Source organism: Methanothermobacter sp. K4 (genome assembly GCF_022014235.1).
Taxonomy (GTDB): Archaea; Methanobacteriota; Methanobacteria; order Methanobacteriales; family Methanothermobacteraceae; genus Methanothermobacter.
The window spans coordinates 298,605-322,903 of the sequence record NZ_JAKLTD010000001.1 but is presented as its reverse complement, the minus strand read 5'-3'; the positions used below and the strand labels follow the sequence as shown (position 1 = coordinate 322,903).

General features: G+C 49.4%; 27 protein-coding genes and 2 tRNA genes. 14 read left to right on the top strand and 15 right to left on the bottom strand.

Translation table 11 applies throughout. The annotated features are described in order from the left end of the window. Positions 1–106: 106 nt before the first annotated feature. Genes L5462_RS01685 through L5462_RS01675 form a run of 3 tightly spaced genes read right to left on the bottom strand, consistent with a single transcriptional unit; the run spans position 107 to position 1,909 of the window. Positions 107–427 (bottom strand): DUF5400 family protein, encoded by a 321-nt coding sequence (locus tag L5462_RS01685; RefSeq protein WP_237779108.1) that lies wholly within the window; start codon positions 425–427, stop codon positions 107–109. A 10-nt stretch (positions 428–437) separates the two neighbouring features. Further along, complete coding sequence (locus L5462_RS01680; protein ID WP_237779107.1) at positions 438–1,235, bottom strand: DsrE family protein; 798 nt, start codon at positions 1,233–1,235, stop codon at positions 438–440. 2 nt (positions 1,236–1,237) lie between these two features. Further along, complete coding sequence (locus L5462_RS01675; protein WP_237779106.1) at positions 1,238–1,909, bottom strand: DUF169 domain-containing protein; 672 nt, start codon at positions 1,907–1,909, stop codon at positions 1,238–1,240. A 114-nt stretch (positions 1,910–2,023) separates the two neighbouring features. Here L5462_RS01675 and L5462_RS01670 point away from each other — a divergent pair, with 114 nt between their 5' ends. Further along, complete coding sequence (locus tag L5462_RS01670; RefSeq protein WP_237779105.1) at positions 2,024–3,532, top strand: GAF domain-containing protein; 1,509 nt, start codon at positions 2,024–2,026, stop codon at positions 3,530–3,532. A gap of 30 nt (positions 3,533–3,562) precedes the next feature. On the opposite strand, the gene L5462_RS01665 is transcribed toward L5462_RS01670, so the two are convergent. Genes L5462_RS01665 through L5462_RS01645 form a run of 5 tightly spaced genes read right to left on the bottom strand, consistent with a single transcriptional unit; the run spans position 3,563 to position 8,730 of the window. Next, entirely contained in the window at positions 3,563–4,744 is a 1,182-nt protein-coding gene (locus L5462_RS01665; protein WP_255772342.1) for an aconitase X catalytic domain-containing protein, read from the bottom strand. A gap of 21 nt (positions 4,745–4,765) precedes the next feature. Then, complete coding sequence (locus tag L5462_RS01660; RefSeq protein WP_237779104.1) at positions 4,766–6,142, bottom strand: DHH family phosphoesterase; 1,377 nt, start codon at positions 6,140–6,142, stop codon at positions 4,766–4,768. Further along, complete coding sequence (locus L5462_RS01655; protein WP_237779103.1) at positions 6,108–6,509, bottom strand: 30S ribosomal protein S15; 402 nt, start codon at positions 6,507–6,509, stop codon at positions 6,108–6,110. The genes L5462_RS01660 and L5462_RS01655 overlap by 35 nt, the downstream gene beginning before the upstream one ends. Beyond that, the gene (locus L5462_RS01650) at positions 6,509–7,072 is read right to left on the bottom strand and encodes an XTP/dITP diphosphatase (RefSeq protein WP_237779102.1); all 564 of its coding nucleotides are present in this window, start codon (positions 7,070–7,072) and stop codon (positions 6,509–6,511) included. The genes L5462_RS01655 and L5462_RS01650 overlap by 1 nt, the downstream gene beginning before the upstream one ends. Before the next feature lie 38 nt (positions 7,073–7,110). Beyond that, positions 7,111–8,730, bottom strand: a complete 1,620-nt coding sequence (locus L5462_RS01645; protein WP_237779101.1) for a bifunctional N(6)-L-threonylcarbamoyladenine synthase/serine/threonine protein kinase — start codon at positions 8,728–8,730, stop codon at positions 7,111–7,113. A gap of 103 nt (positions 8,731–8,833) precedes the next feature. Here L5462_RS01645 and cobT point away from each other — a divergent pair, with 103 nt between their 5' ends. Both cobT and L5462_RS01635 read left to right on the top strand, forming a co-directional pair. Next, positions 8,834–9,904: a nicotinate mononucleotide-dependent phosphoribosyltransferase CobT gene (gene cobT, locus L5462_RS01640; protein ID WP_237779100.1), complete on the top strand. Its 1,071-nt coding sequence runs from the start codon at positions 8,834–8,836 to the stop codon at positions 9,902–9,904. Positions 9,905–9,928: 24 nt separating this feature from the next. Then, entirely contained in the window at positions 9,929–10,567 is a 639-nt protein-coding gene (locus tag L5462_RS01635) for a hypothetical protein (RefSeq protein WP_237779099.1), read from the top strand. 178 nt (positions 10,568–10,745) lie between these two features. Here L5462_RS01635 and uppP read toward each other — a convergent pair whose 3' ends face one another. Both uppP and ilvE read right to left on the bottom strand, forming a co-directional pair. Beyond that, positions 10,746–11,576 carry an undecaprenyl-diphosphatase UppP gene (gene uppP, locus L5462_RS01630; protein WP_237779098.1) on the bottom strand — a complete coding sequence of 277 codons (831 nt, stop codon included), beginning with the start codon at positions 11,574–11,576 and terminating at the stop codon, positions 10,746–10,748. 60 nt (positions 11,577–11,636) lie between these two features. After that, positions 11,637–12,557: a branched-chain-amino-acid transaminase gene (ilvE, locus tag L5462_RS01625; protein WP_237779097.1), complete on the bottom strand. Its 921-nt coding sequence runs from the start codon at positions 12,555–12,557 to the stop codon at positions 11,637–11,639. Positions 12,558–12,665: 108 nt separating this feature from the next. On the opposite strand from ilvE, the gene L5462_RS01620 reads away from it, so the two are divergent. The 3 genes from L5462_RS01620 to L5462_RS01610 all read left to right on the top strand — a co-directional run bounded on the left by L5462_RS01620 (position 12,666) and on the right by L5462_RS01610 (position 13,642). After that, positions 12,666–12,737 (top strand) — tRNA-Val (locus tag L5462_RS01620). A 25-nt stretch (positions 12,738–12,762) separates the two neighbouring features. Continuing rightward, a tRNA-Val gene (locus tag L5462_RS01615) sits at positions 12,763–12,834 on the top strand. A 181-nt stretch (positions 12,835–13,015) separates the two neighbouring features. Then, a complete protein-coding gene (locus L5462_RS01610; RefSeq protein WP_237779096.1) occupies positions 13,016–13,642 on the top strand; it encodes a DUF11 domain-containing protein in 627 nt (208 codons plus the stop codon). Positions 13,643–13,743: 101 nt separating this feature from the next. On the opposite strand, the gene L5462_RS01605 is transcribed toward L5462_RS01610, so the two are convergent. Beyond that, positions 13,744–14,517, bottom strand: a complete 774-nt coding sequence (locus L5462_RS01605) for a restriction endonuclease (protein WP_370636998.1) — start codon at positions 14,515–14,517, stop codon at positions 13,744–13,746. 88 nt (positions 14,518–14,605) lie between these two features. Here L5462_RS01605 and surE point away from each other — a divergent pair, with 88 nt between their 5' ends. The 6 genes from surE (at position 14,606) to L5462_RS01575 (ending at position 17,674) form a co-directional block, all read left to right on the top strand. Next, positions 14,606–15,382, top strand: coding sequence for a 5'/3'-nucleotidase SurE (surE, locus tag L5462_RS01600; RefSeq protein WP_237779094.1), 777 nt, complete (start codon positions 14,606–14,608; stop codon positions 15,380–15,382). A 302-nt stretch (positions 15,383–15,684) separates the two neighbouring features. Then, positions 15,685–15,903, top strand: coding sequence for a hypothetical protein (locus L5462_RS01595; RefSeq protein ID WP_237779093.1), 219 nt, complete (start codon positions 15,685–15,687; stop codon positions 15,901–15,903). Further along, positions 15,900–16,604, top strand: a complete 705-nt coding sequence (locus L5462_RS01590; protein ID WP_237779092.1) for a hypothetical protein — start codon at positions 15,900–15,902, stop codon at positions 16,602–16,604. Before L5462_RS01595 ends, L5462_RS01590 begins: the two co-directional genes overlap by 4 nt. A 176-nt stretch (positions 16,605–16,780) precedes the next feature. Beyond that, positions 16,781–17,068 (top strand): winged helix-turn-helix domain-containing protein, encoded by a 288-nt coding sequence (locus L5462_RS01585; protein WP_237779091.1) that lies wholly within the window; start codon positions 16,781–16,783, stop codon positions 17,066–17,068. Beyond that, positions 17,065–17,382 (top strand): hypothetical protein, encoded by a 318-nt coding sequence (locus L5462_RS01580; protein ID WP_237779090.1) that lies wholly within the window; start codon positions 17,065–17,067, stop codon positions 17,380–17,382. Before L5462_RS01585 ends, L5462_RS01580 begins: the two co-directional genes overlap by 4 nt. A gap of 88 nt (positions 17,383–17,470) precedes the next feature. Then, a complete protein-coding gene (locus tag L5462_RS01575; protein WP_237779089.1) occupies positions 17,471–17,674 on the top strand; it encodes an LSM domain-containing protein in 204 nt (67 codons plus the stop codon). Here L5462_RS01575 and L5462_RS01570 read toward each other — a convergent pair whose 3' ends face one another. The 4 genes from L5462_RS01570 to L5462_RS01555 form a co-directional block, all read right to left on the bottom strand. Next, positions 17,675–18,667: a methanogenesis marker 12 protein gene (locus L5462_RS01570; RefSeq protein WP_237779088.1), complete on the bottom strand. Its 993-nt coding sequence runs from the start codon at positions 18,665–18,667 to the stop codon at positions 17,675–17,677. A gap of 43 nt (positions 18,668–18,710) precedes the next feature. Next, on the bottom strand, positions 18,711–19,697 hold the full coding sequence (gene ilvC / locus L5462_RS01565; RefSeq protein WP_237779087.1) for a ketol-acid reductoisomerase: 987 nt from the start codon (positions 19,695–19,697) through the stop codon (positions 18,711–18,713). 62 nt (positions 19,698–19,759) lie between these two features. Then, positions 19,760–20,266, bottom strand: a complete 507-nt coding sequence (gene ilvN / locus L5462_RS01560; protein ID WP_370636997.1) for an acetolactate synthase small subunit — start codon at positions 20,264–20,266, stop codon at positions 19,760–19,762. Next, positions 20,259–21,983, bottom strand: coding sequence for an acetolactate synthase large subunit (locus L5462_RS01555; RefSeq protein ID WP_237779085.1), 1,725 nt, complete (start codon positions 21,981–21,983; stop codon positions 20,259–20,261). The genes ilvN and L5462_RS01555 overlap by 8 nt, the downstream gene beginning before the upstream one ends. 131 nt (positions 21,984–22,114) lie before the next feature. On the opposite strand from L5462_RS01555, the gene purD reads away from it, so the two are divergent. Continuing rightward, positions 22,115–23,428, top strand: coding sequence for a phosphoribosylamine--glycine ligase (purD, locus tag L5462_RS01550; protein ID WP_237779084.1), 1,314 nt, complete (start codon positions 22,115–22,117; stop codon positions 23,426–23,428). A gap of 12 nt (positions 23,429–23,440) precedes the next feature. Beyond that, on the top strand, positions 23,441–24,299 hold an 859-nt coding region (gene argF / locus L5462_RS01545; protein WP_237779083.1), incomplete at its 3' end, for an ornithine carbamoyltransferase.

Here is a 24,299-nt window from a genome sequence, read left to right as displayed (position 1 = left end):
CATGGCCTCGGATGCTCATGCGCATGCCAGAGAAAGATGGTAAAAATAGAGTTAACTTCAGGACTCAGATGGGAAAATAAAAATAGAAATTAAGGGGACTGAAAGGTTATGCAAGGACTGATGCAGCTGCAAGCACAGCCGCTGTGGTTACGGTGGTCAGATGGCATGCGTATAGGGGAGCGGTCTGGAAGTTATCCCTGAGGACTGGTAAAAACTGGGTGTAGGCTGATATACCAGCCAGAATCTGGAGGGCCACAGCCAGGTACATCAGATTCCCACCACCCATCACAAGGTTCAGTCCTGTTGCAATGATTGCAAGGATGAGAGCCCCGAAGTGGGGCGCCATTCTCATCCCCATTATACGGAATGTTATGAAACCTGATGGGATCCCTGCAAGTAGCAGTGCGAATACAATAACCTGATACATCATATCACCTCTAGAAGTTCACGACGGCATACCTGGGGTCGCTCAGGAGTGTTATGAATGTCGCGGCCCCGGCGATTTTACACCCTTCTGTTATGTTTTCCTCACTGAGCCCCCTGAACTGGGCGCTCATTTCGCAGACATAGACTTTAGCACCCATTCCAATCACTTCCTCCATGAGCTCATTGAGGGCCGGGAAGGCAGGGTGTTTAACCTTCGCTGCCGCACCCCTCCTGGCGAGGCTCACACCATCCATCAGAAGGAACACAGTGACGTCCTTGCCCATACTGAGGGCCGCCTTTGAGAATATGAATGTGGCGTAGGCCCTCTCGGCGTTACCGGTTCCATTGCTCTGAACAACAAGCACCCTGTCTCTACCCGCGAATTCCTTTTTTTCAGTTTTTTCTATTTTTTCAAGTACAAGGTGGTTTTCTGATTTTTCCATGACCCTGGCATTCATTTCAGGGGCTGAAACCGCGAGGTCATCGATAACGTCCTGATTTGCGGATTTTATCCTTACCCTCATCCCTGGCTTCATTGATGATAGTTTTTCACCCACGATTATAAGCGGTCCTGGACAGGTTTCACCGGTGACGTCCACCTCTTCAATCTCTCCACGTGAAATATCAACCACCACTCCATCAGCTCCTTTTTTAACAGAATAATTCATGCCGTGCCTGGCCGCAACCTTTTCAATCTCTTCATAGTTCTCCCTGAGTATTAACTGGAGGTTTTCCTGGCCATTCTTCAGGATGTTGTCTGTGATTATGGCTGCAGCGTGCCTGTTTATTCCTCTGAGGTTGATCCTCATGTTTACCCCCATTTCTCCCTGAATTTTCTGAGGGCATCCACTATTCCCTCAAGTTCCTCTGCAGGGACTCCAACTGCGAGTTCCTCTGGCTTTATTCCAGCATAATTTCTTGACCCGTTGCATCCCATTGTAATGTTTGGAAGGCCCCTCTGGATGACTGCAGCCACTGCATCTGCGCAGAGTGACTGTATGCCTGAGTAGTCCCCTGTGATTCTGCCACCCCTCTCATGGAGGTATGCCTGGCTCAGTCTCAGTGCCTGGGCAGGTTTGAGTATCAGGACAACCACGTCGGGTTCAAAGTCCGCATCTTCTAGTGGAGCGTACTCTGACGCATAATATTCCTCAGCGAGCATGGGCACCGCCTTCACGGTTTCATGGGCCGCTTCAGGGGTGCTGTAGTTCCCGAGTTTGTGGTACATGCTCCCATCTGCAACGGGGGCTGGAAGGCTGCAGAGTCCCATTGCAGCGGCACCACCCTTACAGAGGTGTTCCTCTGCTGTAGCATGGCCCTTCACCCCATTTAATCTGGCCTCCTGTATGAATTCACAGTGCCTCCTTTTTTCAAGCCTGGGTCCCGCTGTTTTTTCATCTGCCCTAACAAGTTTGACAGCCACAGGGCTGCCCTCCATCTGCAGGAGTTCCCTGAGTTCACCCGCGATCCTACGGTAATCCATACAACCACCTCAACATTATAGTATAACTATACAATAAAGTATAAAAAACTTATATTTAAATTTTTCTATAAAATTATAATTCATGGTTATACCATAGGTAAATGGGGTGAGTTCTTGGAGAACCTTTCTGAAACAGAGAAGCTGATAATGTCATACCTTGAATCAAACCCTCCAGAGGAGTGCATGCTTGATAAGATAACCAGGGGAATAAACCGTAGCAGGGCCACCGTACTCAAATACCTCCACATCCTGGAGGCCAGGGGCCTTGTGACCTACAGGATGGTGGGGAGAAGTAAACTCTGGATGCCATCAAAGGATGCAGATGTGAAGTCAGTGGAGTACCGGGATGACACCTCAAGGGACTTGGAGATCATAAAGAATGCCTCAGAGATTCACCAGACACTTCTGAGGCTCCTGGAACTTGAAAGAAAAATAGATGACCCTGATAAGCTTGTTTTCACTGTAAACACACTCCTTGACATAGTTGTCTCCAATGAATCATTCAGGAGAACGTTTCCTGGTGCCAGAAACCTTGAGGATATCATGGACAGGGAAAGCATAATACTCCTTGAAAGCAGAATGCACGCCCCTGGTAAAATACAGGCGGATCTCAAGGGAAGGGATGGTATAAGAAGAAGTTACAGCCTTTCCATCAGCCCTGTAAATAACTTCTGGGTGATCATTGCAAAGGACATGGCAAGCTCATCATTTTCAAAGAATGAACTCGAAGTCCTCCTCACAATAACAAGGCTCAGAACATCCTCGGATAGCCTCGAGGAATTTCTTGAATCTGCAAGGGAAGAACTGGCAGAAGTTCTGGATGTCAAACAGATCTCAGTGGTTTTGAAAGATGCATCCGGTTTAAACAGGGTCTATGACCAACCATCATCAACTAAACTTGAAGAATTCGATTATTTCATATACAGAAGCATCGAAACACTTGAAACCGTCTCATGGAGCTCTGATAAGGGCCTCATGTTATCGGTTCCCCTCATAACAGAGGAAATGGCAAGGGGGGCCATGATAATTGAGGTACCCGATGACTCCATATCCTCCAGGGCACTTGAAATCGTGGAAATGTTTGCCGATGAGGTATCAGAGTACATTGAACTTGAAAGGCTCAGAAGGGAGAATGAGGAATTTATAAGGACACTCCTGGCAATGAACAGGGTATCTGAGATTATAAACAGCGATCAGGAAGAGAACATGATACTTGAAAAATCAATTGAAGCGGTTATAGATACCCTTGAATTCGAAATGGGATGCATCTACCTCATGGAGGAGGAGAAGGAACTCAAACTCAGGGTCCAGAGGAACCTGCCCGAAACCCTCAGCCGGATGTGCATGGCAGGGGTGTTCACAGACCTCTTCAGCAGATCAATTGAGGATGAGAGGGTAATATATATAACTGCCGAATCCCCCGAATACCGCATGATCCACGATTCAATACGCAAGAATAATATAAGGACAATCCTGATGATTCCAATCCGGTTTTCAGGGAAAATAATCGGTATACTGAACCTTGCAAGTTACAGTGTGAAACCCTATAACAGAATAAGCCTTGAAAACATTTCATCCATCGGGCTTCAGCTTGGAAGTGCCATCAGAAAAATAGAGAGTTAAAGTGCCGGGTCGTTGATTATTCCATGCAGTTTACAATTTAAGGAGATTCATCCAGTCATCATAGACCGCATCAAGGCCACACATACCCGGGACATAGTTGGCTGCCTTTGCAGAGTCAACACCAAGGACCTCATAGCCCAGTTCCTCCACAGGAGCCACCACCATGCAGGTGTCGGATACAACCATACCACCTGCAGCCTCTATCACATCTGTGTAGCCCATACGGTCCGCGGCACTTTTTATGGCTGCAGATGTGCATACCCAGAGATCACAGCCAGCGCCCTTCTTACCCACAAAGGATGCTATCCTTCTTATCTCATCAAGGGAGCAGTGTGGACATCCAAGGCAGATTAAATCAGGGTTATCAGATGTCGTGGAAAGTTCCTCCCTGGCCTCTGATATGTCATCAGCATCCACCCTGATCCTATCATCCACCTCCTCCATGGACGCATCCCTGTACTCGGGTGTTATACCATCAACATGGTAGAGTGCAACCGCACCTGATGAGGCCATGGCGGCTCCAAGGGCCTTCAGATCCTCGGGCGCTGGTAAACCCCTTAGTTTGAAGTACGGGACACCCTCCCCTGCAATACGGCCTGCAATGTAACCGAGGGCACCGTAGTCTGCACCTGAGAGGTCACATTCCACATCAACCAGGAGGGTGGCTTTCCTGTTTTCATCAAGGTGGTAACCGTATTCAGGCGTCCTTCCACATATTGCAGCTGCAAGGGCCCCCGGGCCGCCCTCCCGATTGGTCCTGGCACCGAGAACCGAATTTGCATAGGACACCGCAGATGACTCTGACCATGCAATATGGGACCCTCTGAGGGGCACGTTCCCTATGAGGTAGGGGGTGCAGGTGCAGGTGTTCATAACATCCATTGATGAGTAGGCTTCCACTATTCTGAGCTGTCTACTGGCGAATTCCTCTGAAAAACCCATCTCCCTCCATCTCTTTAGGTCCATGCCTGCAGGGTTAAGTGTACTCTGAACCCTGACCCTGGCACCACCCTCACTGAGGTCCTCCAGGTATTCAAGGCCGGCGTCCCCTATGGTCTTGTAGGAAACACCTGAGATCTGGGCGGATGATATGTCAACCATCCTCTCAGCACCATAGATGTCACCCAGCGCCACCAGTATCTCCATACTCTTCTGGATGGTTTCACCGAATTCGCCGTCATACATCTTCTCTTCAATTCCATCAAGGTACATAATCAACACCCATGGCAGCACTCAAGATTTAATCTGTGAACCGGTTATTTCATCCACCAGCCGGAGGAAACTTTCCATATCCCTGTAGGGTATCATGGCACCTGCTGCTATATCATGCCCGCCGCCTGTACCCCCAAAACTGGATGCAGCATCCCTGAGGGCAGCCCCCAGATTAACACCCCTCTCAACAGCCGGCCTGGTCGTCCTTGCAGATACCTTCACATGCTGGTCCATCCTTGAAAGACCAAGGAGTGGAATATCAGGATTCAGCAGCTTCAGGGAGAGTGATATGCTTGCTATGGTCCCCATTATCCCCTTGAGGACCCTGTCCTCACTGTAAATGTACTGTATATTTTCCATTACAGTTGAACCCTCCCTCCTGATCCATGCAAGGCCCCTTATGAGCTCTTCACGGTAGTTTTTCTGGAGTTCAAGGCCCACTTCAAGGGCCCCTTCACCCTCACCAAGGCATAGACCTATTCCAATGCCGTATTTACGGTTCTTTCCACAGGCATCAAGAATCCCTGCAAAATCCGATAGGTCGCCCATGGCTGGCTGAAACTCCCTTGAAGTGAAAACCTCGCCAAATATCTCTGGATTTATCCTTGAAAGTTCATCCCTGAGGATGTCCCTTTCCTCGGGTGAGAGGTCAGCGTATTTTATCCCATAGGAGACTCCTATACGCTCAAGAAAACCCCTTGAAGCATCAATGTCCCCTGTTAATCCGGGGAGAGGGGGATTGAATGTGTATGCAATGGAACGGTAGAGGGGCTCGGTGTATCTGGATGCCAGTTTAAGGTCGCTGTGAACCTGCAGGACCCCTGCTTCAATCGCCTCATCCATTATGAAACGGTTTGCACCGGTGAAGCCGCCACTGTACTGCATATCCCCCAGGGCCCCAACCAGGGCCAGCTGCCCCGTATTTCTGCTGATGTTCCTGGTTGCCAGGTAGGCTGCCCCGGAGGCGCTGAGGTCCCTGCTTCCATCAAGGCCATGCAGGTGGGGATTCACGTGCACAACGTTGGAGTCGGCCTCAAATTCAGAGGGCTGGTGATGGTCGGCCACTATGATGTCGGCCTTGAGCCTTGATATCTCCTCAAGGTGTGCGCTCCCCATGTCACAGAAAAAGAAGAGGGAGTACTTCTCCCTTCCAAGTTTTTTTATGAACTCCTTCCTGAGTCTTGAAAGGATGGAGATGTGGAACTGACCATTTCTTGATGAAATGGCCCGTGCAACAACTCCTGCAGCCGACAGGCCGTCGGCATCGTTATGGGATATGACCCTTATTATGCTCCCCTTCTCCAGGTGCTCCTCAAGGAGCTTTGAGGCCTCCGAACCCCTCTTTAAGATTGAGTCAGGGAGTTTACTTAACGAGTAGGGCTGCTTTCTGTGGGTCATATCTCCATCCTTCAGGCAGGACACCTTCTCTCACATAGTACTTCACAAGGCGCCTTATCTTTGATTCAACAATCTGCAGACCCCTCCTTGTGTGGAGGTCCTTGGGGTGCTCCTTGAGGTGGTCCCTTATGTTGACAGCCTTTCTTATGAGGTTCATGAGATCCTCAGGGTATTCAGGCTTCACACCATGATTTTCCAGTATCTGGGTTATTTTGAGTCCGGTCACGGCCTTAACGCTTGGTATGCCGTGCTGGTCCCTCAATATGATTCCTATCCTGCTTGTGGAGTTACCCTCCCTGTATAGCTTTACTATGAGATCCTCGATTTCTTCGTTTGAGTATTCAACCCATTCAGGTTTTAGAGCCATTAAATCACCTCATAATTTTCAGTATACCACTTTGCAAATTTCCTAAGGGCCCTGCTCCTGTGCGAAAACCTGTTCTTTTCAAGGGTACTGAGTTCTCCAAAGCTCCTATCCATACCTTCAGGATAAAACAGGGGGTCAAATGCGAACCCCCTGCTTCCACGCTCCTCAGTACCTATACGTCCTTTCACCACGCCCAGAAAAACCTCGGGTTCGGAGCTGGGGGTGCAGAACCCAACAGCCGACCTGAACTCAGCGTAGCGGTCTTCAACATTTTCCATGAGCTTTAAGATACCTCTGTTTCCAATGGTATCCTGTACATAGGCAGAATAGGGTCCTGGAAACCATTTGAGGGCCCTTATAAATAGTCCCGCGTCCTCTACAATAACAGGACCGCCCATGATCCTGGCCGCATGCTCTGCACCGTACCGGGCCACCTCCTCAAGGGTTCCCTGAAGTTCAGGGTAGCCCAGATCAGCGTGCTCAAGTTCTATTCCGGTATCATGGAAGATCTTTTCTGCCTCAGATAATTTGTGTTTATTGCCTGTTATAAATGTTACCTTCACTGTGAACCACCTTCAGGTTTTCTCTCATTTTCTAAGATTCACCCATCCCTGTCCCTGGTTGTGTATCTACCCCTTGCCTCTATTTCGTCTATCTTTGATGATATATCAGCGTCTGTGAACCTCCCGTAACCCTCAAGCACACTCCTGAAACAGCCAGAGGCAACCTGGTAGTTTGTGCTCTTCAGGGATTTTTTCAGCACAAGGAGATCCACCCCCATGTCCTCGATTTCATCTGAGAACATGCCCAGACCGAAGTCTATGAGGACCACCTCATCCCCCCTGAGGATTATGTTGGACCCTGTGAGGTCTCCATGTATTATACCCGCACGGTGCAGTTTTCCAGCAGCCTCACCGATTCTTGAACAGAGTTCCTTATTTTCAACAGCGTCCCTGAACCTTGTACCCTCAATCTCCTCCATGATGATGGTTCCCTTTTCTGTATCCACGTCAAAGAGTATGGGTGTCCGTACCCCGGCGCTCTTTGCCTGGTTGATGAGGCGGGCCTCCCTCCTTGTCCTGGATGATCTGAGTTTACGGTCGATTTCAGGGATCCTGTAACCCTTCGATATTCTTTCCTTAACAATACACGGTCTTCCCATCCACTCACCGCTGTAAATATTGGCTTCGGCCCCCCTGGCCCTGAGGTTGCCGGGAAGATGAACGGGGTGTTCTGACTCGCGCATCCAGGGTACATCCACCTCATCTGTCCTGTAGCGCTGCACAACAGATGTTTCATCTATCATCTGGGGTCCCTGATGTTTGTGGACAAGGTGCCCGAGCCAGGCTATCATGGCCCCATTGTCGCCACAGTATTCAGGTGGCGGCATATGGAAGTCCACACCGTGCTCCCTGCACATGGTCTCCATCATTTCACGGAGCCTTCTGTTAACGGCAACCCCTCCGCAGAGGAGGACCTCCCCCTTTTCTGTGTAGGCAAGAGCACGTTCACTGACCTCAACTAGCATGGAGAAGGCTGTCTCCTGCAGACTGTACGCCAGGTTCTCAAGTTTTTCACCAGCCTCCAGTTTCCTGATTGCCGCCGTTAAAAGCCCTGAGAATGAGATGTCCATCCCCTTGACACTGTAGGGAAGCTCCACGTAATCTGATGCCTCAGATGCAAGTCCCTCAATAACGGGACCGCCGGGGTGGCCAAGGCCGGCCTCCCTTGCAAACTGGTCCAGCATGTTTCCCACCGCGATATCAAGGGTTTCACCGAACACCCTGTACCTTCCCTGGTTGAAGGCTATGACCTGGGTATTCCCACCACTCACATAGAGCGAAAGAGGGTCTGCTGCACCTGTTGTGAGCCTCCCTATCTCTATATGACCTATACAATGATTCACACCCACTATTGGTATTTTAAGTGAAATTGCAAGGGTTCTTGCCGCTGTTGCCACTGTTCTGAGGGCTGGCCCCAGACCAGGGCCCCTGGAGAAGGATATGAGTCCTATTTCATCCAGATCCACCCTGGCATCCTCCAGCGCTTCCCCTACAAGAACCGGTATCCACCGGGCGTGGTGTTCAGCTGCCTCCCTGGGATGTATGCCTCCCCTCTCAGGTATTAGTGGCCTGCCCCTTATCGAGAGCACCCTCCCACTGTCATCAACGATACCAACACCTGTCTTCTCTGCGGTTCCCTCTATACCGAGACACAACATTTTATTGATCACCACCGGTTGAGGTGCTTAAGGTCCACCAGAACTGTAACTACTTTATTTATTCACGGTTATAACTATTGTATCGGTGAAAAGGTGAATGGAAATGTTTGATGGACTTAGGATTTATGGATCAGGTGATCACCTGGAGGGGGTTCTCGACAGGAAGTCCCTCTTCATATGTGCAGTTGCAACAACCGAAACATCAAGGATTCCAGGTATAACAGGGGCCGGGGCCGGACCAGACCTTACTGAGTACACACCTGCAGCGGATGTCGAGCTCATTGTACATGACGCTCCGAGGTGTCTTCCTGAGATACCCCAGACAATTGTGGAGGGTGAATCTGCACCAACACCTGCGGTTATAACAAAGGCCTCCCTTGAACTGGCTGAGGTACCCTTCATGGTTGCGGATGCAGGGGCCTCGGTGAAACCTGATGTGCCCTATATAAACATCAACTCAGGGCATGGAGGGGATATAAGAACAGGGAGGGCTGTGGATAACCCTGAGAGAATATATGAGAGGGGTTTCATGGCTGGCAGGACACTCTCAGAACTCACAGAGCACCTCGTGGTTGGTGAAAGCACACCAGCCGGTACAACAACCGCCCTGGGGGTCCTGACGGCCCTTGGCTATGATGCTGATTTCAGGGTCAGTGCAAGTCTCCCTGAAAATCCCCACAATCTCAAGAGGGATGTTGTAATGGAGGGACTCAGGAATGCAGGTCTTAAGAAGGGTGATTGCAGTGAAGAACCATTCAGGGCTGTTGCCGCAGTCGGTGACCCAATGATACCGGCAGTTGCAGGTATGTGTATGGGAAGCAGTGTCCCTGTAACACTTGCAGGGGGGACCCAGATGACCGCGGTGTGCGCCCTCATGAAGGCAATTGATCCTGAATTTGACTTTTCAGGCACAGCAATTGCAACAACCATATTCGTTGCAGAGGATGAAACATCGGATATAAAAAGGATCGTCGAACAGATAGGTGAAATCGATATCTACGCAGTTGACCCTGGCTTTGAGAGGGCATCCCACAGGGGTCTTCACGAGTACCTCAATGGTTCGGTCAAGGAGGGTGTGGGTGCCGGGGGCGCAATGATGCTGGCACTTCTTCACGGGATACCCGTTGAGAGCATAAGGAGGAGGGTTGAGGAACTCTGCAACACAATACTCTGATTAAGGGGTGATATTCTGCTGGCCATGAGCAGGGAGGGTCTTGAGGGCATCATACCAGGCCCAGCCATCCTCATGGTAGCCATGCTCCTTTATATTTCCGGTTTTTTTCTGGACGCTTCTGGCATGCCACCACCATATGGGTTCCTCAACGGGAATATGGTGGTCCATTTTTCATCCTTCCCCGGCTTCAGGGAACAGTTCATTGATTATCTGGGCGCAACGGCTTTCTGGATATTCATATCAAACATCACCCAGGTACTGGTTTTCATATTCACACTGGCAACCACCATTCAGGTTTTGAAGGTAATTGTTCTATCCGGGGCACTCCTCCATAATCTCGTATACATGTGGGGTTTCAGGGGGTTTCTGATCTATGGAGGTACGGTGCACCTCCACCTTGAGGTTATGGGATGTCTATTCTCACTGCAGGCCGCCAGGGTTTTTATTGGTTCGATACTGGAGTCCATATCAAGAGGATCCGCAGAACCACTGATAGGCGCCATAAAAGAAAGGCTCCTGTTTCTGATAGCCCTGATAACCATAATATTCGCAATGGCGGCCATTATTGAGGTTTTCTGGAGCACCTGGTGGGTCTATATATTCACAGAGAGACAGGTTTCATGGACCTATTTCCACAGCCATGTTGCCTCTGTGGAGCTGTGACTTTAGGTAGATCTGAAACCCTGGATCAGGAGTAAGCCGTGACTTTAATGTACATGCGGAGCGTGTTCTGTATTCCGGGGAGTGCCTTATAAGGCTTGGCGCAGCCGTGACTTTAATGTACATGTGGAACTGAATTGGGGTGTCTGTAATTTTACGAAAAAATGAAGATGTGAGCTAATCAGAGGAGTGACACCCCGAGGATCAGGAGACCCAGTGCAAAGCAGTAGTAGGCGAAAACGTAGAGATCCCTTTCCCTTATGAGCTTCAGCAGGAACTTTATTGCAATGTAACCTGATACCGCAGATGCAATGAAACCCGCAATCATACTGGCACCCAGGAGGTCCATACCTGCACTGATATCCTTGACCTGGATGAGGGCAGCCCCAAGTATGGCGGGTATGGATAGAATGAAGCTGTACCTTGCTGCAAGCTCCCTTTCAAATCCAAGGAAGAGGCCTGCAGATATGGTTGCACCGGAACGGGATATGCCGGGGGCTATTGCCAGTGCCTGGGCACCCCCTATTATGAGTGAATCCCTTACACCCAGTTTTTCAACAGGAAGTTTTTCCTTTATCCTGGCGCTGATCCTCTCCGAACCCCACAGGAGAAGACCAGTTACTATGAGGAAAAATCCAACGGCTGTTATGCTATTGAATAGGGATTCGAAGAAGTCCTTGAATAATACACCTGCAAGCCCGGCGGGGATGGTACCTATGATAACCATCCAGGCCAGCCTCTTAAATGGGTCCTCCTCTATACCCTCCCTGAAGTTGCCTCCGGGAATATCTGTAAGACTTGAGATGAATGACCTTATCATGTGGACTATGTCACTCCAGAAGTAGGTGACAACAGCCACCAGGGTTCCCACATGGAGTACCGTGTCAAATGCAAGGCTGGATTTAACACCCATTATTTCAGGTACAAGCACAAGGTGGCCTGAGCTGCTTATTGGGAGGAACTCTGTGAGGCCCTGAACAATTCCGATTATTATCGCCTGAAGAACATCCATGGAAATCACTTATAACTTTTAACTTATAACTTCAAAGTTTTCACTTATAATGCTGAAAGATTATAGGTAGGTTAACCATCCGAAGCTGTCTTCTGATTCGGCCCTGATTATCCTGAAGAACTCATTCTGCAGCATCTCTGTCACAGGCCCCCTCCGACCTGAACCTATCTCTATACCATCAACGGACCTTACAGGGGTTATCTCTGCGGCTGTACCTGTGAAGAAGATTTCATCTGCAAGGTAAAGCATCTCCCTTGTAATAGGTTCTTCATGGACAGGGACGCCCTCGGCCCTGGCTATCTTCATCACAGAGTCCCTTGTTATACCCTTAAGGAGGGATGAGGAGACAGGTGGGGTCTGCAGTTCACCATCAGTTACGATGAATATGTTCTCCCCGCTGCCCTCACTGACATAGCCATGGTAGTCCAGCATTATTGCCTCGTCATAACCATGTCTAACAGCCTCCATCTTGGCCAGCTGGGAGTTAAGGTAGTTTCCACCGGCCTTTGCAAGGTTTGGCATGGTGTTTGGGGCCATCCTTCGCCAGGTTGAAACACCCACGTCAACACCCACCTCCAGGGCCTCTGCCCCCAGGTAGGCCCCCCATTCCCAGGCAGCTATGGCAACCTCGACAGGGCAGTTAACCGGGTGAACGCCCATCTCTCCGTACCCCCTGTAGACAACTGGCCTTATGTAGCACTCATCGAGCTGGTTCTCCCTGACGGTCTCAATTATTGCATCGCATATCTGCTCCTGGGTGTAGGGGATCTCCATCCTGTATATCTTGGCAGAATCAAAGAGCCTCCTTACATGCTCCCGCAAACGGAAAATGGCGGATCCATTTTTGTTCCTGTAGCACCTTATTCCCTCAAATACTGCGGATCCATAGTGCACAACATGTGAAAGGACATGTACCGTGGCTTCTTTCCAATCAACCATTTCACCGTTAAACCATATCTTTCCACTGGCTTCGCATGACATGAGAATAACCTCAGAATGATATTCACTACCTTAGTTATACTCCAAGGTTTATATATTACCCCCTAACCGGAAAACTTTATATAGGGTAAGAATTTAAAGTCACACTGAGGGCCGGTGGTCTAGGGGTATGATACCTCGCTTACAACGAGGTGGTCACGAGTTCGAATCTCGTCCGGCCCATCTGATTATTGACGGATCCCCATGGGGGCCGGTGGTCTAGGGGTATGATACCTCGCTCACACCGAGGTGGTCACGAGTTCGAATCTCGTCCGGCCCACTGGATTTATTTCATGAACACAGCAATTCCACGAGTCTCTCTGCTTTTTCAGAACATTTATCATTAATGAAATGTGCCCCTTGAAAGCCTTTCAGAACATTTATCATTAATGAAAAAGATAGTTCTATAAGAGTGTCGAATTTCTTTTATTTGTCGATGCTGACAGGAAGGGGGGGTGAGAATGCACAGATTTTTTGTCCTTGCGTTGCTATTCATGGCACTGGGGACTGTGAGTGCCCAGGAAACAGAAGACAATGTACAGATCATGGATCTTGCAGTGGATGCAGAATACCTTGATCTTGATGAAAACATTATAGACAGCACCTCTGTTGGAGATGAGGTTTTTGAGGGAGTGGCAGTCACAAACAAGTTACCATCCGCCGCAACTGGAGTTAAGGTCACCATCACAAGGAGCAGCAGTTATCCCTTTGAATACCTTGAACATGAGGTATCCTGGGACAATGGGGCCACATGGATCTACAATGACCCATCATACAATCCATCAACCAGCGTGTGGCTCATTGGGACCCTACCAGCCGGCGCAGTCTATAAACTCGTTGTACACCAGAGGGCCGTGGCAGCTGGAACAGCACAGTTCACTGCAACCGTCTCAGGTGATCTGCCTGATATAAATGCCAGCAATGACCAGGATACTGCAACCATTAACGTCAATGAATCGTCTGGAGAACCAGAGTCTCAGGTAACAGGCGCAGAAATGGTTCCCATGCAGGAGACTGGTGCATCCGCAGGATTACTCGTGGCAGGGATGTTTATCCTTGGTGCGGGGCTGGTTATCTCAAGAAGATAACCATTTATTTTTTTATATCCTCCGGTGCTTTGGGTCAGTAAGTTAATTTTATAATTAATTTATAATTCAATGTGGGGAGAAGGCCACATATCGTCAGGTGCTTAGATCAGTATCAGTATGACAAGGAGTAGAAGTGAACTGAAGAACACTATTGTCCCCTTTATCATTATAACAGCACCGTCCTCCTCAACAAGATAGGGTATACCATAGGAGAGGGCGGCGGCAATCATTATCTTCACGATACCCGTGATGCTTGTCCCCAGGCCCGCAGCTATCTGCAGTATGGTTGCAATCAGGAAGGACACCGCCACAACGGTTATTATGAGTATGATGGTGTTCTGCAGGAGACCCCTTATAATGGGGGTAAGGGGCTGGCGCCTTTCCCTCCTTGATAGAAGTCCCCTCTGGGACCCTGCATGCCCTGTATGAAATATGGTTGAGGGGGGCCCGTATACTTCAACCTCCTCCTCGTAGTATTCATCCTCTTCCTCTTCTTCAGGGACCTGAATTTTCTTTGAAAACTCCTCAGCAATCTTTATGAGACCATTCCTGTCTATCAACTTCATGTTCCTCTTAACAGCATAGTTTCTGGCCTGGGATGAGAAATCGGATGTTGTAACAATCACGACCTTGGAGGCCTTCAGGGTCTTTGCAGCCATTTCCATTTCCTTTAAAACGTCCATGCCAACCTTCCAGTTTTCATCATAGTTCTTACAGGCTACGACAACCCCTATATCCCCGAGGGTGGTGGGGAGAATACCATATATGTCCACTATGTGCTGGGAGGTTCTGAAATCCTTGTAAACCTTGAAACCAGAATCCTCCATGACTTTGGCGATGAAATCCACGAGTTTCTGCTTCTTCAATTCCTCCACCCTCCGGGGTTAGACTTAATAGAGCTATGTTATAAGATATACTTAAAATTTGATATAAATGCTAGTAAAAGGATAGAGATGGTTGCCGATGAAGATTCTCATAACAAATGATGACGGAGTGAACTCATCCGGGATTTTAGCGGCGAAGAAGGCTGTTGAAAACCTTGGAGAGACCATTATAGTGGCTCCAGCCACCCAGCAGAGCGGCATAGGTCATGCCCTCACCCTCTTTGAGCCCATAAGGGTTAGCGAGGTCACCCTCAGGGACGGTTCAGAGGCCTACGCGGTTTCAGGGACACCAACAGACGCTGTGATAATAGGGATATTCGAGCTGATGGATGAGAAACCTGACCTTGTAATATCCGGCATAAACATGGGGGAAAACCTTGGAAAATCTGAACTCACAACATCAGGCACAATAGGTGCCGCAATGGAGGCGGCGGTTCATGGTGTACCCTCCCTTGCAGTTTCACTCCAGGTGAGGAGGGGGGACATCAAGTTTCATGATGGCCACGTGGATGTGGACTTTTCACTGGCATCTGAGCTGACGGAACGGGTCGCATCCAGGATACTCAGAAAGGGATTGCCTGATGGCGTTGATTTCCTCAACCTTAACATCCCATCACACCCCTCAGGGAATGATATACGCATAACACGACTTGGGGACAGGATGTACAATGTCCACATCAAGAAAAGGCTGGATCCAAGGGGGAGGCCCTACTACTGGATTGATGGCGACCCTGCAGGTAGAGACGCCCCTGGAACAGATGTCCATACCCTGAAGGCTGAAAACACTGCAACCCTCACACCCGTATCCCTTGACTGCACCGCGCCCCTTGACTCAATGAGGGGATGGCTTGAGTAGTGGCTGGGGATCTTCAATAACCTTTTGATCATACATTCACGCTCTGGCCTCTGAAGATCTGTTGAGTTTTGGGTGTGAATTTGTAAGAATTTCTTTTCCTTTTCTGGTCTCTGAAGATCTGGTGGAGATTTGGGTGTGAATTCGGAAAAATTTCTTTTAAGACAAGTTCCAATTTTACAATAAAAAAACTGGAGACCTTTAAAATGCAATACACTATCTTTAATGCCACCCTTCCATTAATAGGGCTTTATATTTTAACCTATACGCTTTACAGGAATGGCAAGATAAGAAGGAGTTTTCATGTGAACCTCTGGAACCTCATCATACTCACTGCCTTCCTCATATCAGGAATTGGAGGCTTCGTCCTTCTTCTCCTGCTGGAGAATGGTATAAGGCTTTACCTGAACTCACAGCTTCTCTACTGGCATGTGGAGGCAGGCCTGGCACTGGTGGTTGTGACGATTTTTCACTTCCACTGCTACAAGGGCAGCTTAAACAGGATCCTGGGGGTTGGTAGATGAACATGAGGAAAGGATTTGAGTTTCTGGCGGGAATTTTACCATTCGCAGCTGCAGTGTCCTCTTCTGGCATGGCATGCGCCGTTTCATGCTCCTATGGTCTTGTTAATGACCCCTACCCTGGACAGTGCCCCAGGTTCACGGACCTCAACGGTGACGGCATATGTGACCTTTCACAGACAGCATCCACAACCGATTACGCAGCATCTGAGGACCAGGAAGCTTCTTCATCTGACCAGAAGGCTTCTTCATCCAGTGGTAGCGATGATTACAGTCCAGCAGAAACTTCTGAAATTAACAGGACACAGACCCCTGAACATAACGTGAGTGGAGAGGTTTCAGACGGTAGCAGTGATGATTTCAGCGGCCATGAAACAGATTACCATTTAATACCTGTGAGCCTCATTATAGTGGGTGCATACATCATAACGCTTTACCTCATGCGCAGCGGCTACATCAGGGGTTCAGTGTACAGAAGGCTGTGGAACATGCTCCTGACTGCGGGATATGCCGGGACAGGAATTACAGGTATACTTCTCCTCATATTCATACGCCTTGGTATAAAAACTGCCATGAACCCATCCGTGACCTACTGGCATGCTGAACTGGCAATTCTGATGGTTATAGGGACCCTGATACATGCCCACATCTACTGGAAGCCATTAAAGGGCATGTTCAAACAGTTGATGAGGGGCGTGTCCTGATGGGTGAAGTAACTCACCAGTGCAGATCTTATGGGCTTCAGAATTCCTAACCTCAAACCTTAAAATTCCCATTTAAGAATCATGTGTGGACTCTCATGCACCCAAACATAAATCATGGGATGGATCAGTGCCAAAAAATTATCTATGGTTATCCCCATAGGTATAAGCGTGGTTCCATGAAGAGGCTCCTGTGGTGGCTTATTGCGGCGACACGTGGGGGAGTGAACCGTGCAAGGATAATCAGAATGCTGCATGAGAGGCCATACAATACCAACCAGCTGGCAGAGGCTCTTAACCTGGACTATAAGACTGTTCAGCATCACTTAGGGGTTCTTGAGAAGAATAAAATCATAGTATCGTCAGGTGAGAGGTACGGAAAGATGTACTTTCTTTCAGATGTGATGGAGGAGAATTACGACTTATTTGAGGACATACTGGATAGGATGCGGGGGGTTGATGTATGAGGGGAGTTCCTGACCGTAATTTCATGGCAGATCCTGGATTCACATTCCTGGCGGTTGTAGTGGGGGTTCTGAACGTATTCATCCTCCTCATCCTTCTTGGGGTCTACGTTTCAAGCTACAGGAAGATCCGGTCCAGTTTAACACTCGGACTTATAGGGTTTTCCCTGCTCCTGCTCCTGCAGAACATCATATTCATCATATTCATGCTGACAAGGGAGGGCTTCAGGGCACATGGACTGGGCTTCCCTGTTCTCAGTGTTAACCTGTGCCAGCTTGGCGCACTTCTGGTTCTCCTCAGGATAACCTGGGAGTAACCCTGCGTCTTCACTGAAGTATGGAGGGATATGTGAAGTATATATAGGCGAATCATTATAGGATTACTAAATCTTTAAGGGGATTCTGATGAAAGGCGATGATAAGGAGTTCAGGGTTAACAAGCAGTTCCTGAAATTTAAAAACAGGAATGTTCTTCTAACACTCAAAAACAATGAAGAGGCAAGGGGAAAACTCATATCAATAGATAATTACCTTAACACGGTTCTTCAGACTGAAGAGGGCATCAGGTTCATTAAGGGAACCAAGATAGCGTTCATTGCAATGGAATAATTAGATATCAACATCTATTCCAAGAATCTCTCTTTTACCAGCGTGTATATCACGCGCTATCTGCGCACTTCCCATGGAACTGGAGGTTGCATCCAGCCTCTTCACAGGGGCCAGTTCCTTCACCATATCAGCAAGTTTTCCGTGGAAGTCGTAGGGTTCCCTCATGGCACCCATTGATCCAGTGAGAACGATTCCATCAACACGCTCTGAGATGCCTGCAAGTCCCCATATCTCCATGGCTATCGTCATTATCATTGTATCAAGTGCAAGAGCAGCTTCCTTCCTTCCATCAAGGTACATATCGAGGAGTTCATCCCTTGCACGGGAAACTCTTGTATCTATGCCGGCTATCTTAACAGCCCCTGCATGTGAAAAACACTCGTTGGCGGTTTTTTCACCATCATCTATTTTTCTGAGCATTTCAAGGTCAAGGGGTCCATGTATAACCCCCATGGCACCTATACAGGCATCCATTGCACCGATTATCCTGCCATCCTGTATGAGCATGGTTACCGTGTTGGAGCTTATATCGGAGACTATCATGTTCTCCCAGCCGGTCTCCAGGTATGCGTTGTAGCATATGCTCACCTTCTCTGGACTTGCATGGTGGGAGTAGGCTGCCCGGAACCTCTCATCAAGGCAGGGGGTGTTGCGGTGAAGGCCCGGTATCAGTACAGTGGGTATTCCTGAGGACTCTATTTCGCTGTAAACGGCTGTCCCACCACCTGTGACCTTCCCGGCCCCTCCAATGGAGATGATACCCCTGTTCTTTACACGATCAATGGGCTTTATCCTGTTTATACCATCACCCATTGCATAGGTTATTGCCATGAGTTCTATCTCTTCGGGGGACACCCTTCCTTCAAGCTCCTCAAGGGCGGAAACCCTCCCCGCCGAGAGTTCCTCCCTCCCTATCTTAAAGTGTTCGGTTTCATCTCCAAGGATCGTGAAGGACACGCCTGTTGTCCCATGGTCCATACCCACAAATACCAAGCCAATCACCTTTTAAAAGAAATATAGGATTTATCGGCGGAGTCTATTTTTCAAGGCCGCAGAGTTTCCTGAGCTTTGATCCAACCTTCTCTATTTCCAGTTCTCCCTCAAGGGCCCTCATCCTTTTAAGCATCGGGGCACCGGCCCTGTTTTCAAGGGTCCACTCCTTGGCGAATTTACCGTTCTGGATCTCCTCCAGTATTTTCTGCATTTCCTCCTCTGTTTCCTCTGTTATAACCCTCTTTCTCCTTGTAAGACCCCCGAACTCTGCTGTGTTACTCACATTGTGCCACATACCCTGGAATCCCCTCTCATAGATGAGGTCCACTATCAGTTTGAGTTCATGGCATGTCTCAAAGTAGGCGATCTCTGGCTGATACCCGGCCCTCACAAGGGTTCTGAATGCGGTGTTTATGAGTTCTGTTACACCACCACAGAGGACGGCCTGTTCACCGAAGAGGTCTGTCTCTGTTTCCTCCTTGAAGGTGGTCTCAAGGACACCTGCACGTGCAAGTCCACATGCCTTTGCCATGGCAAGGGCCTGTTCAAGGGCGTCCCCTGTTGCATCCACCTCAACAGCCACAAGACCTGGTATTCCGAAGCCCTCAAGGTAGGTTCTCCTCACCATTGCACCGGGACCCTTAGGGGCCACCATGGTGACGTTCACCCCATCAGGGGCCCTTATGTAGCCATAGTGTATGTTGTAGCCATGTGAGAAGGATATGGTGTTGCCCTCCCTGAGGTAGGGTTTTATGGACTGCTCGAATACCGTCTCCTGTATCTCGTCGGGTATGAGTATGTGTACGATGTCGGCCTCCCTTGAGGCGTCCTCAACTGTCATTACGTTCATACCATCATCATGGGCCTTCTTCCAGGATGGTCCTCCCCTTCTGAGCCCAACTATAACCTCCAGCCCGCTGTCGGCCATGTTCCTGGCCTGGGCTTCTCCCTGACTGCCGTAACCTATCACGGCTATCTTCTTATCTGCCAGTATCTCCATGTCAATGTCATTTTCATAGTAGATTTTCATGAAAAACCTCCTCACCTCTAATTAACAGGGTCATTAAAAATAAAATTTGTGTTCATCTGGATTCAGATGGTTCTGCCCCCACGGGACATTGCAGTTGGCCCGGTCCTTGCAAGTTCTTTGATTCCGAAGGCCCTCAGGAGCTCAAGGAAGGCGTCTATCTTCTCTGAGTCCCCTGTGACCTCAACTGTAAGGGCGTCACTGCTTACGTCCACTATCCTCCCCCTGAAGATGTTGGTGTACTGTATTATCTCTGACCTCTCCTTCTCTGATGGAGCGTGTACCTTAACCATGCATAGCTCCCTCTTAACTGTGGATGATGGTTCAAGGTCACGGACCTTTATAACGTCTATCAGCTTGTTGAGCTGCTTGGTTATCTGTTCAAGCACACGGTCGTCTCCCCTGGCTATTATGGTCATCCTGGCGATTCCAGGGGTTTCGGATTCCCCTACAGTGATGCTTTCGATGTTGAATCCACGCCTTGTGAAGAGTCCCGCAACCCTCTGAAGGACACCCGGTCTGTGCTCAACAAGGGCACTGATGATGTGTGTATCTGGTTTCACCTTAATCACCGTCCTCCTTCACTCCAGAGTATCTTATTTCCTGGGGATCCTCCCTTTCGACCCTGTACTCCCCCACTATTTCGGTCAGACCGCAACCTGGTGGGACCATTGGGAGTATCTCCTCTGGGTCTATAACTATATCCAGCAGGGCTGGTTCACCTGATCTTATGGCCCTTGAAAGGGCTTCAGCAGTTTCACCAGGTTTTTCAACCCTTTCAGCTTCAATTCCAAAGGATTCAGCCAGTTTAACGAAATCTGGGACCTCACCGAGGTGTGTATGGGACATCCTCTCATCATAGAAGAGGCGCTGCCACTGGGCAACCATACCGAGGTGGCGGTTGTCCATGACACATATCACGACGGGTATGTCGTATTCCCTTATTGTTGCAAGGTCCTGGCAGACCATGAGGAATCCGCCGTCGCCACAGACAGCCACAACGTCATTCTCCGGGAGGGCAACCTTTGCCCCTATGGCGGCGGGAAAACCGAAACCCATGGTCCCAAGGCCACCGGATGATATGAATTTTCTGGGGGCCCTGGAGGTGTAGAAGTGGGCCATCCACATCTGGTTCTGCCCAACATCTGTTGTGACAACTGTTTCATCATCCAGCGCCTGGCTTATTTCCTTTATAACCTGCTGGGGTTTCAGAGGGACTTCGTCATAACTCATGCGTGGCATGCATTCTGTTCTGAATTTCTGAACGCCCTTCAGCCACTCATCATCCCTTTCGCCGTGTTTTTTGAGTTTTGCTATAAGTTCCCCCAGGACTTTCCTGGCGTCACCGACGATGGGGACATCAACGGCAACGTTTTTACCTATCTCGGCAGGGTCGATGTCCACGTGTATTATTCTGGCATTGGGGGCGAATTCTGCAACGTTACCTGTTGTACGGTCTGAGAATCTGCATCCAACTGCTATGAGGCAGTCACACTCATCCACTGTGAGGTTTGCAACCTTGCGGCCGTGCATACCCAGCATACCCATGGCCGAGGGATGGTCCTCTGGAAAAGAACCCTTACCAAGGAGTGTGGTGGTCACAGGGGCCTTTATGAGTTCTGATAACTCCATGATCTCCTTTGAGGCGCCTGATATTATCACCCCACCACCCGCCAGTATAACTGGCTTTTCTGATCTCTTTATGAGCTCTGCAGCCCTCTTTATCTGGAGCGGGTGGCCCCTGAGGGTTGGCCTGTAGCCCTGAAGGTCCAGCTCATCAAGGGGGTCATGGACCTCCTGTTCCTGTATGTCCTTTGGGAGGTCTATGACAACGGGGCCAGGGCGACCTGTCTTTGCTATGTGAAAGCTTGCCCTCACCATTGCGGGGATTTCAGCAGCATCAGATGGCTGGAAGCTGTGCTTTGTGATGGGCATGGTTATGCCTATCATGTCCACCTCCTGGAAGGCATCATTCCCGATGAGGTGGGTGGGGACCTGACCTGCAATTGCAACTATTGGTGAGGAGTCCATGTAGGCTGTTGCGATGCCGGTTACAAGGTTTGTGGCTCCTGGCCCTGAGGTTGCTATGCAGACTCCCACCCTGCCTGAGGCCCTTGCATATCCATCTGCGGCGTGGGCTGCGCACTGCTCATGTCTTACAAGGATGTGTTTGAGTTCGGAATCATAGAGCATGTCATAGAGTGGCAGTAACTGTCCACCGGGGTATCCGAATACGGTGTCTGCTCCCTGATCCAGAAGTGATCTGATTATTGCCTGGCCACCTTTCATTGGAAACACCTTGAAAATCTATCATTATTATTAATGACATATTTCTTATAAATACATAATAAAGGTAAGTGGTAAGGTTATATAAAACAATAGGGAGATTTAAGTTTATCAATTTCAGGGAGGATTATCCGATGAAAATACTTGTTGTGGGAACAGGAGCAAGGGAACATGCCATATGCAGTGCACTGGCAGATGAGGCAACAATATACTCTGTGATGGGTAACAGGAACCCCGGCATATCAAGGCTTGCCAGTGAATTCATGGTTGCTCCTGAGGTTGACACAGAAAGGGTGGTCAATTTCGCATCCGGTAAGGGCGTTGACCTGGCATTCATAGGACCAGAGGCACCCCTCGAGGCTGGGCTGGTCAATGCCCTTGAGGAAGCAGGTATACCATCGGTGGGGCCCACCAGGGAGGCTGCCAGAATTGAGACAGACAAGTCCTTCATGCGCAGACTCTTTGAAGGTTACAGTATCCCCGGCTCAATAACCTACCGTGTCTTTGATGACAGGGATGAACTCAGGGAATTCATGGACAACTTTGAGGGGGAGGCTGTTGTAAAGCCAGTGGGACTCACAGGCGGAAAGGGTGTTAAGATAGTTGGTGAACACCTCCAGGACAACTCAGAGGCAATCGAATACGCCTGCGAGGTAATAGATAATCGTATAGGTGGCCATGCAAGTGTTGTTATAGAGGAAAGGGTCGTCGGGGAGGAATTCACTGTCCAGGCCTTCTCTGACGGCGAGCGTATTGTGCCAATGCCCGCTGTGCAGGACCACCCCCACGCATATGAGGGTGACCAGGGCCCAATAACAGGAGGGATGGGTTCATACTCAGACTCAGATGGACTTCTACCATTCCTAACACAGAAGGACTATGATGAAGCAGTTGAGATAATGCAGAAGACTATCGATGCAATTAAAAGTGAGGCAGGGCCCTATAAGGGAGTTCTCTATGGTCAGTTCATGCTCACAGCCGACGGACCGAAACTCATAGAGTACAATGCACGTTTCGGAGACCCTGAGGCAATGAATGTGCTCCCACTGCTTGAGTCCAGCATGCTGGAGATCTGTGAGGGAATCGTGGACGGAAACCTCAGCGGGGCAAGCTTCAGGAACCTTGCAACGGTCTGCAAGTACCTTGTACCCGAGGGCTACCCTGATAAGGGTGTTGCAGGATCTGAAATAAGGGTTGAAGAGGATAAGATCGAGGACATGGGGGTTATAACATACTATGCAGCGGTTAACCAGGAGAACAGCACCATATACACCTCCTCATCCAGGGCACTTGCACTGGTGGCCCTTGCAGAGGATATATACTCTGCAGAGGAGCTCTGTGAGAACGCCACAGGATACGTGAAGGGAAGGCTCTACCACAGGAGAGATATAGGTACCAGGGAGCTTGTTGAGAAGAGGGTGAAGCACATGGAGGACCTCCGGTTCTGAGGAGTTGGGCAGATGAGGCATCTTCTATCTGTATGTGACATGGAAGACGTGGTGGCACTCCTTGACCTTGCAGATGACTACAAGGCAGGGGAAATCCCAGAGAAGGTCCTTGAGGGCAGGACCCTTGCAATGATCTTTGAGAAATCATCAACAAGGACCAGGGTCTCCTTTGAGGTTGGAGCATCCCAGCTGGGTGCACAGCCCCTCTATCTATCTGCATCAGACCTGCAGCTTGGAAGGGGGGAGCCAATAGCAGACACCGCAAGGACCCTCAGCAGATACGTTGATGGAATCATGATAAGGGCTATAAGGCACTCAGATGTGGTTGAACTGGCATCAGAGTCTTCTGTACCTGTTATAAATGGGCTTACGGATCTTGAACACCCATGCCAGGCGCTGGCTGACATGCAGACTGTGAGGGAGAAACTGGGGGACTTCAACGGTAAACTGGTATTCGTGGGGGATGGTAACAACGTCTGCAACTCACTGCTCCTCATAACAGCAATGCTGGGGATGGACATGGACGTTGCCTGCCCACCAGGCTATGAACCCCACCCGGAAATCACTGCAAAGGCAGAGAAAATCTCCAGAAAAACTGGTTCAAAGATAAGGGTGCTCCATGATCCTGAGGAAGCCGTTGATGGTGCGGATGTTGTCTACACCGATGTCTGGGTAAGCATGGGCTATGAGGAAGAGGCAGATGAACGCCTCAGGGTATTCAGACCATATCAGGTGAACCTGGATCTAATGAAACTCGCATCCCCTGATGCCATATTCATGCACTGTCTTCCGGCTGTGAGGGGGCAGGAGACAACCTCTGAGGTCATCGACGGGCCGCAGTCAGTTGTCTGGGATCAGGCAGAGAACAGGC

Excerpts from the sequence above, each read along its gene's own strand:
- L5462_RS01685 (WP_237779108.1), bottom strand. The coding sequence starts at position 427 with ATGTATCAGGTTATTGTATTCGCACTGCTACTTGCAGGGATCCCATCA.
- L5462_RS01680 (WP_237779107.1), bottom strand. The coding sequence starts at position 1,235 with ATGAGGATCAACCTCAGAGGAATAAACAGGCACGCTGCAGCCATAATC.
- L5462_RS01675 (WP_237779106.1), bottom strand. The coding sequence starts at position 1,909 with ATGGATTACCGTAGGATCGCGGGTGAACTCAGGGAACTCCTGCAGATG.
- L5462_RS01665 (WP_255772342.1), bottom strand. The coding sequence starts at position 4,744 with ATGTACCTTGATGGAATTGAAGAGAAGATGTATGACGGCGAATTCGGT.
- L5462_RS01660 (WP_237779104.1), bottom strand. The coding sequence starts at position 6,142 with ATGACCCACAGAAAGCAGCCCTACTCGTTAAGTAAACTCCCTGACTCA.
- L5462_RS01655 (WP_237779103.1), bottom strand. The coding sequence starts at position 6,509 with ATGGCTCTAAAACCTGAATGGGTTGAATACTCAAACGAAGAAATCGAG.
- L5462_RS01645 (WP_237779101.1), bottom strand. The coding sequence starts at position 8,730 with ATGTTGTGTCTCGGTATAGAGGGAACCGCAGAGAAGACAGGTGTTGGT.
- cobT (WP_237779100.1), top strand. The coding sequence starts at position 8,834 with ATGTTTGATGGACTTAGGATTTATGGATCAGGTGATCACCTGGAGGGG.
- L5462_RS01635 (WP_237779099.1), top strand. The coding sequence starts at position 9,929 with ATGAGCAGGGAGGGTCTTGAGGGCATCATACCAGGCCCAGCCATCCTC.
- uppP (WP_237779098.1), bottom strand. The coding sequence starts at position 11,576 with ATGGATGTTCTTCAGGCGATAATAATCGGAATTGTTCAGGGCCTCACA.
- ilvE (WP_237779097.1), bottom strand. The coding sequence starts at position 12,557 with ATGTCATGCGAAGCCAGTGGAAAGATATGGTTTAACGGTGAAATGGTT.
- L5462_RS01610 (WP_237779096.1), top strand. The coding sequence starts at position 13,016 with ATGCACAGATTTTTTGTCCTTGCGTTGCTATTCATGGCACTGGGGACT.
- surE (WP_237779094.1), top strand. The coding sequence starts at position 14,606 with ATGAAGATTCTCATAACAAATGATGACGGAGTGAACTCATCCGGGATT.
- L5462_RS01590 (WP_237779092.1), top strand. The coding sequence starts at position 15,900 with ATGAACATGAGGAAAGGATTTGAGTTTCTGGCGGGAATTTTACCATTC.
- L5462_RS01585 (WP_237779091.1), top strand. The coding sequence starts at position 16,781 with ATGAAGAGGCTCCTGTGGTGGCTTATTGCGGCGACACGTGGGGGAGTG.
- L5462_RS01580 (WP_237779090.1), top strand. The coding sequence starts at position 17,065 with ATGAGGGGAGTTCCTGACCGTAATTTCATGGCAGATCCTGGATTCACA.
- L5462_RS01575 (WP_237779089.1), top strand. The coding sequence starts at position 17,471 with ATGAAAGGCGATGATAAGGAGTTCAGGGTTAACAAGCAGTTCCTGAAA.
- ilvC (WP_237779087.1), bottom strand. The coding sequence starts at position 19,697 with ATGAAAATCTACTATGAAAATGACATTGACATGGAGATACTGGCAGAT.
- L5462_RS01555 (WP_237779085.1), bottom strand. The coding sequence starts at position 21,983 with ATGAAAGGTGGCCAGGCAATAATCAGATCACTTCTGGATCAGGGAGCA.
- purD (WP_237779084.1), top strand. The coding sequence starts at position 22,115 with ATGAAAATACTTGTTGTGGGAACAGGAGCAAGGGAACATGCCATATGC.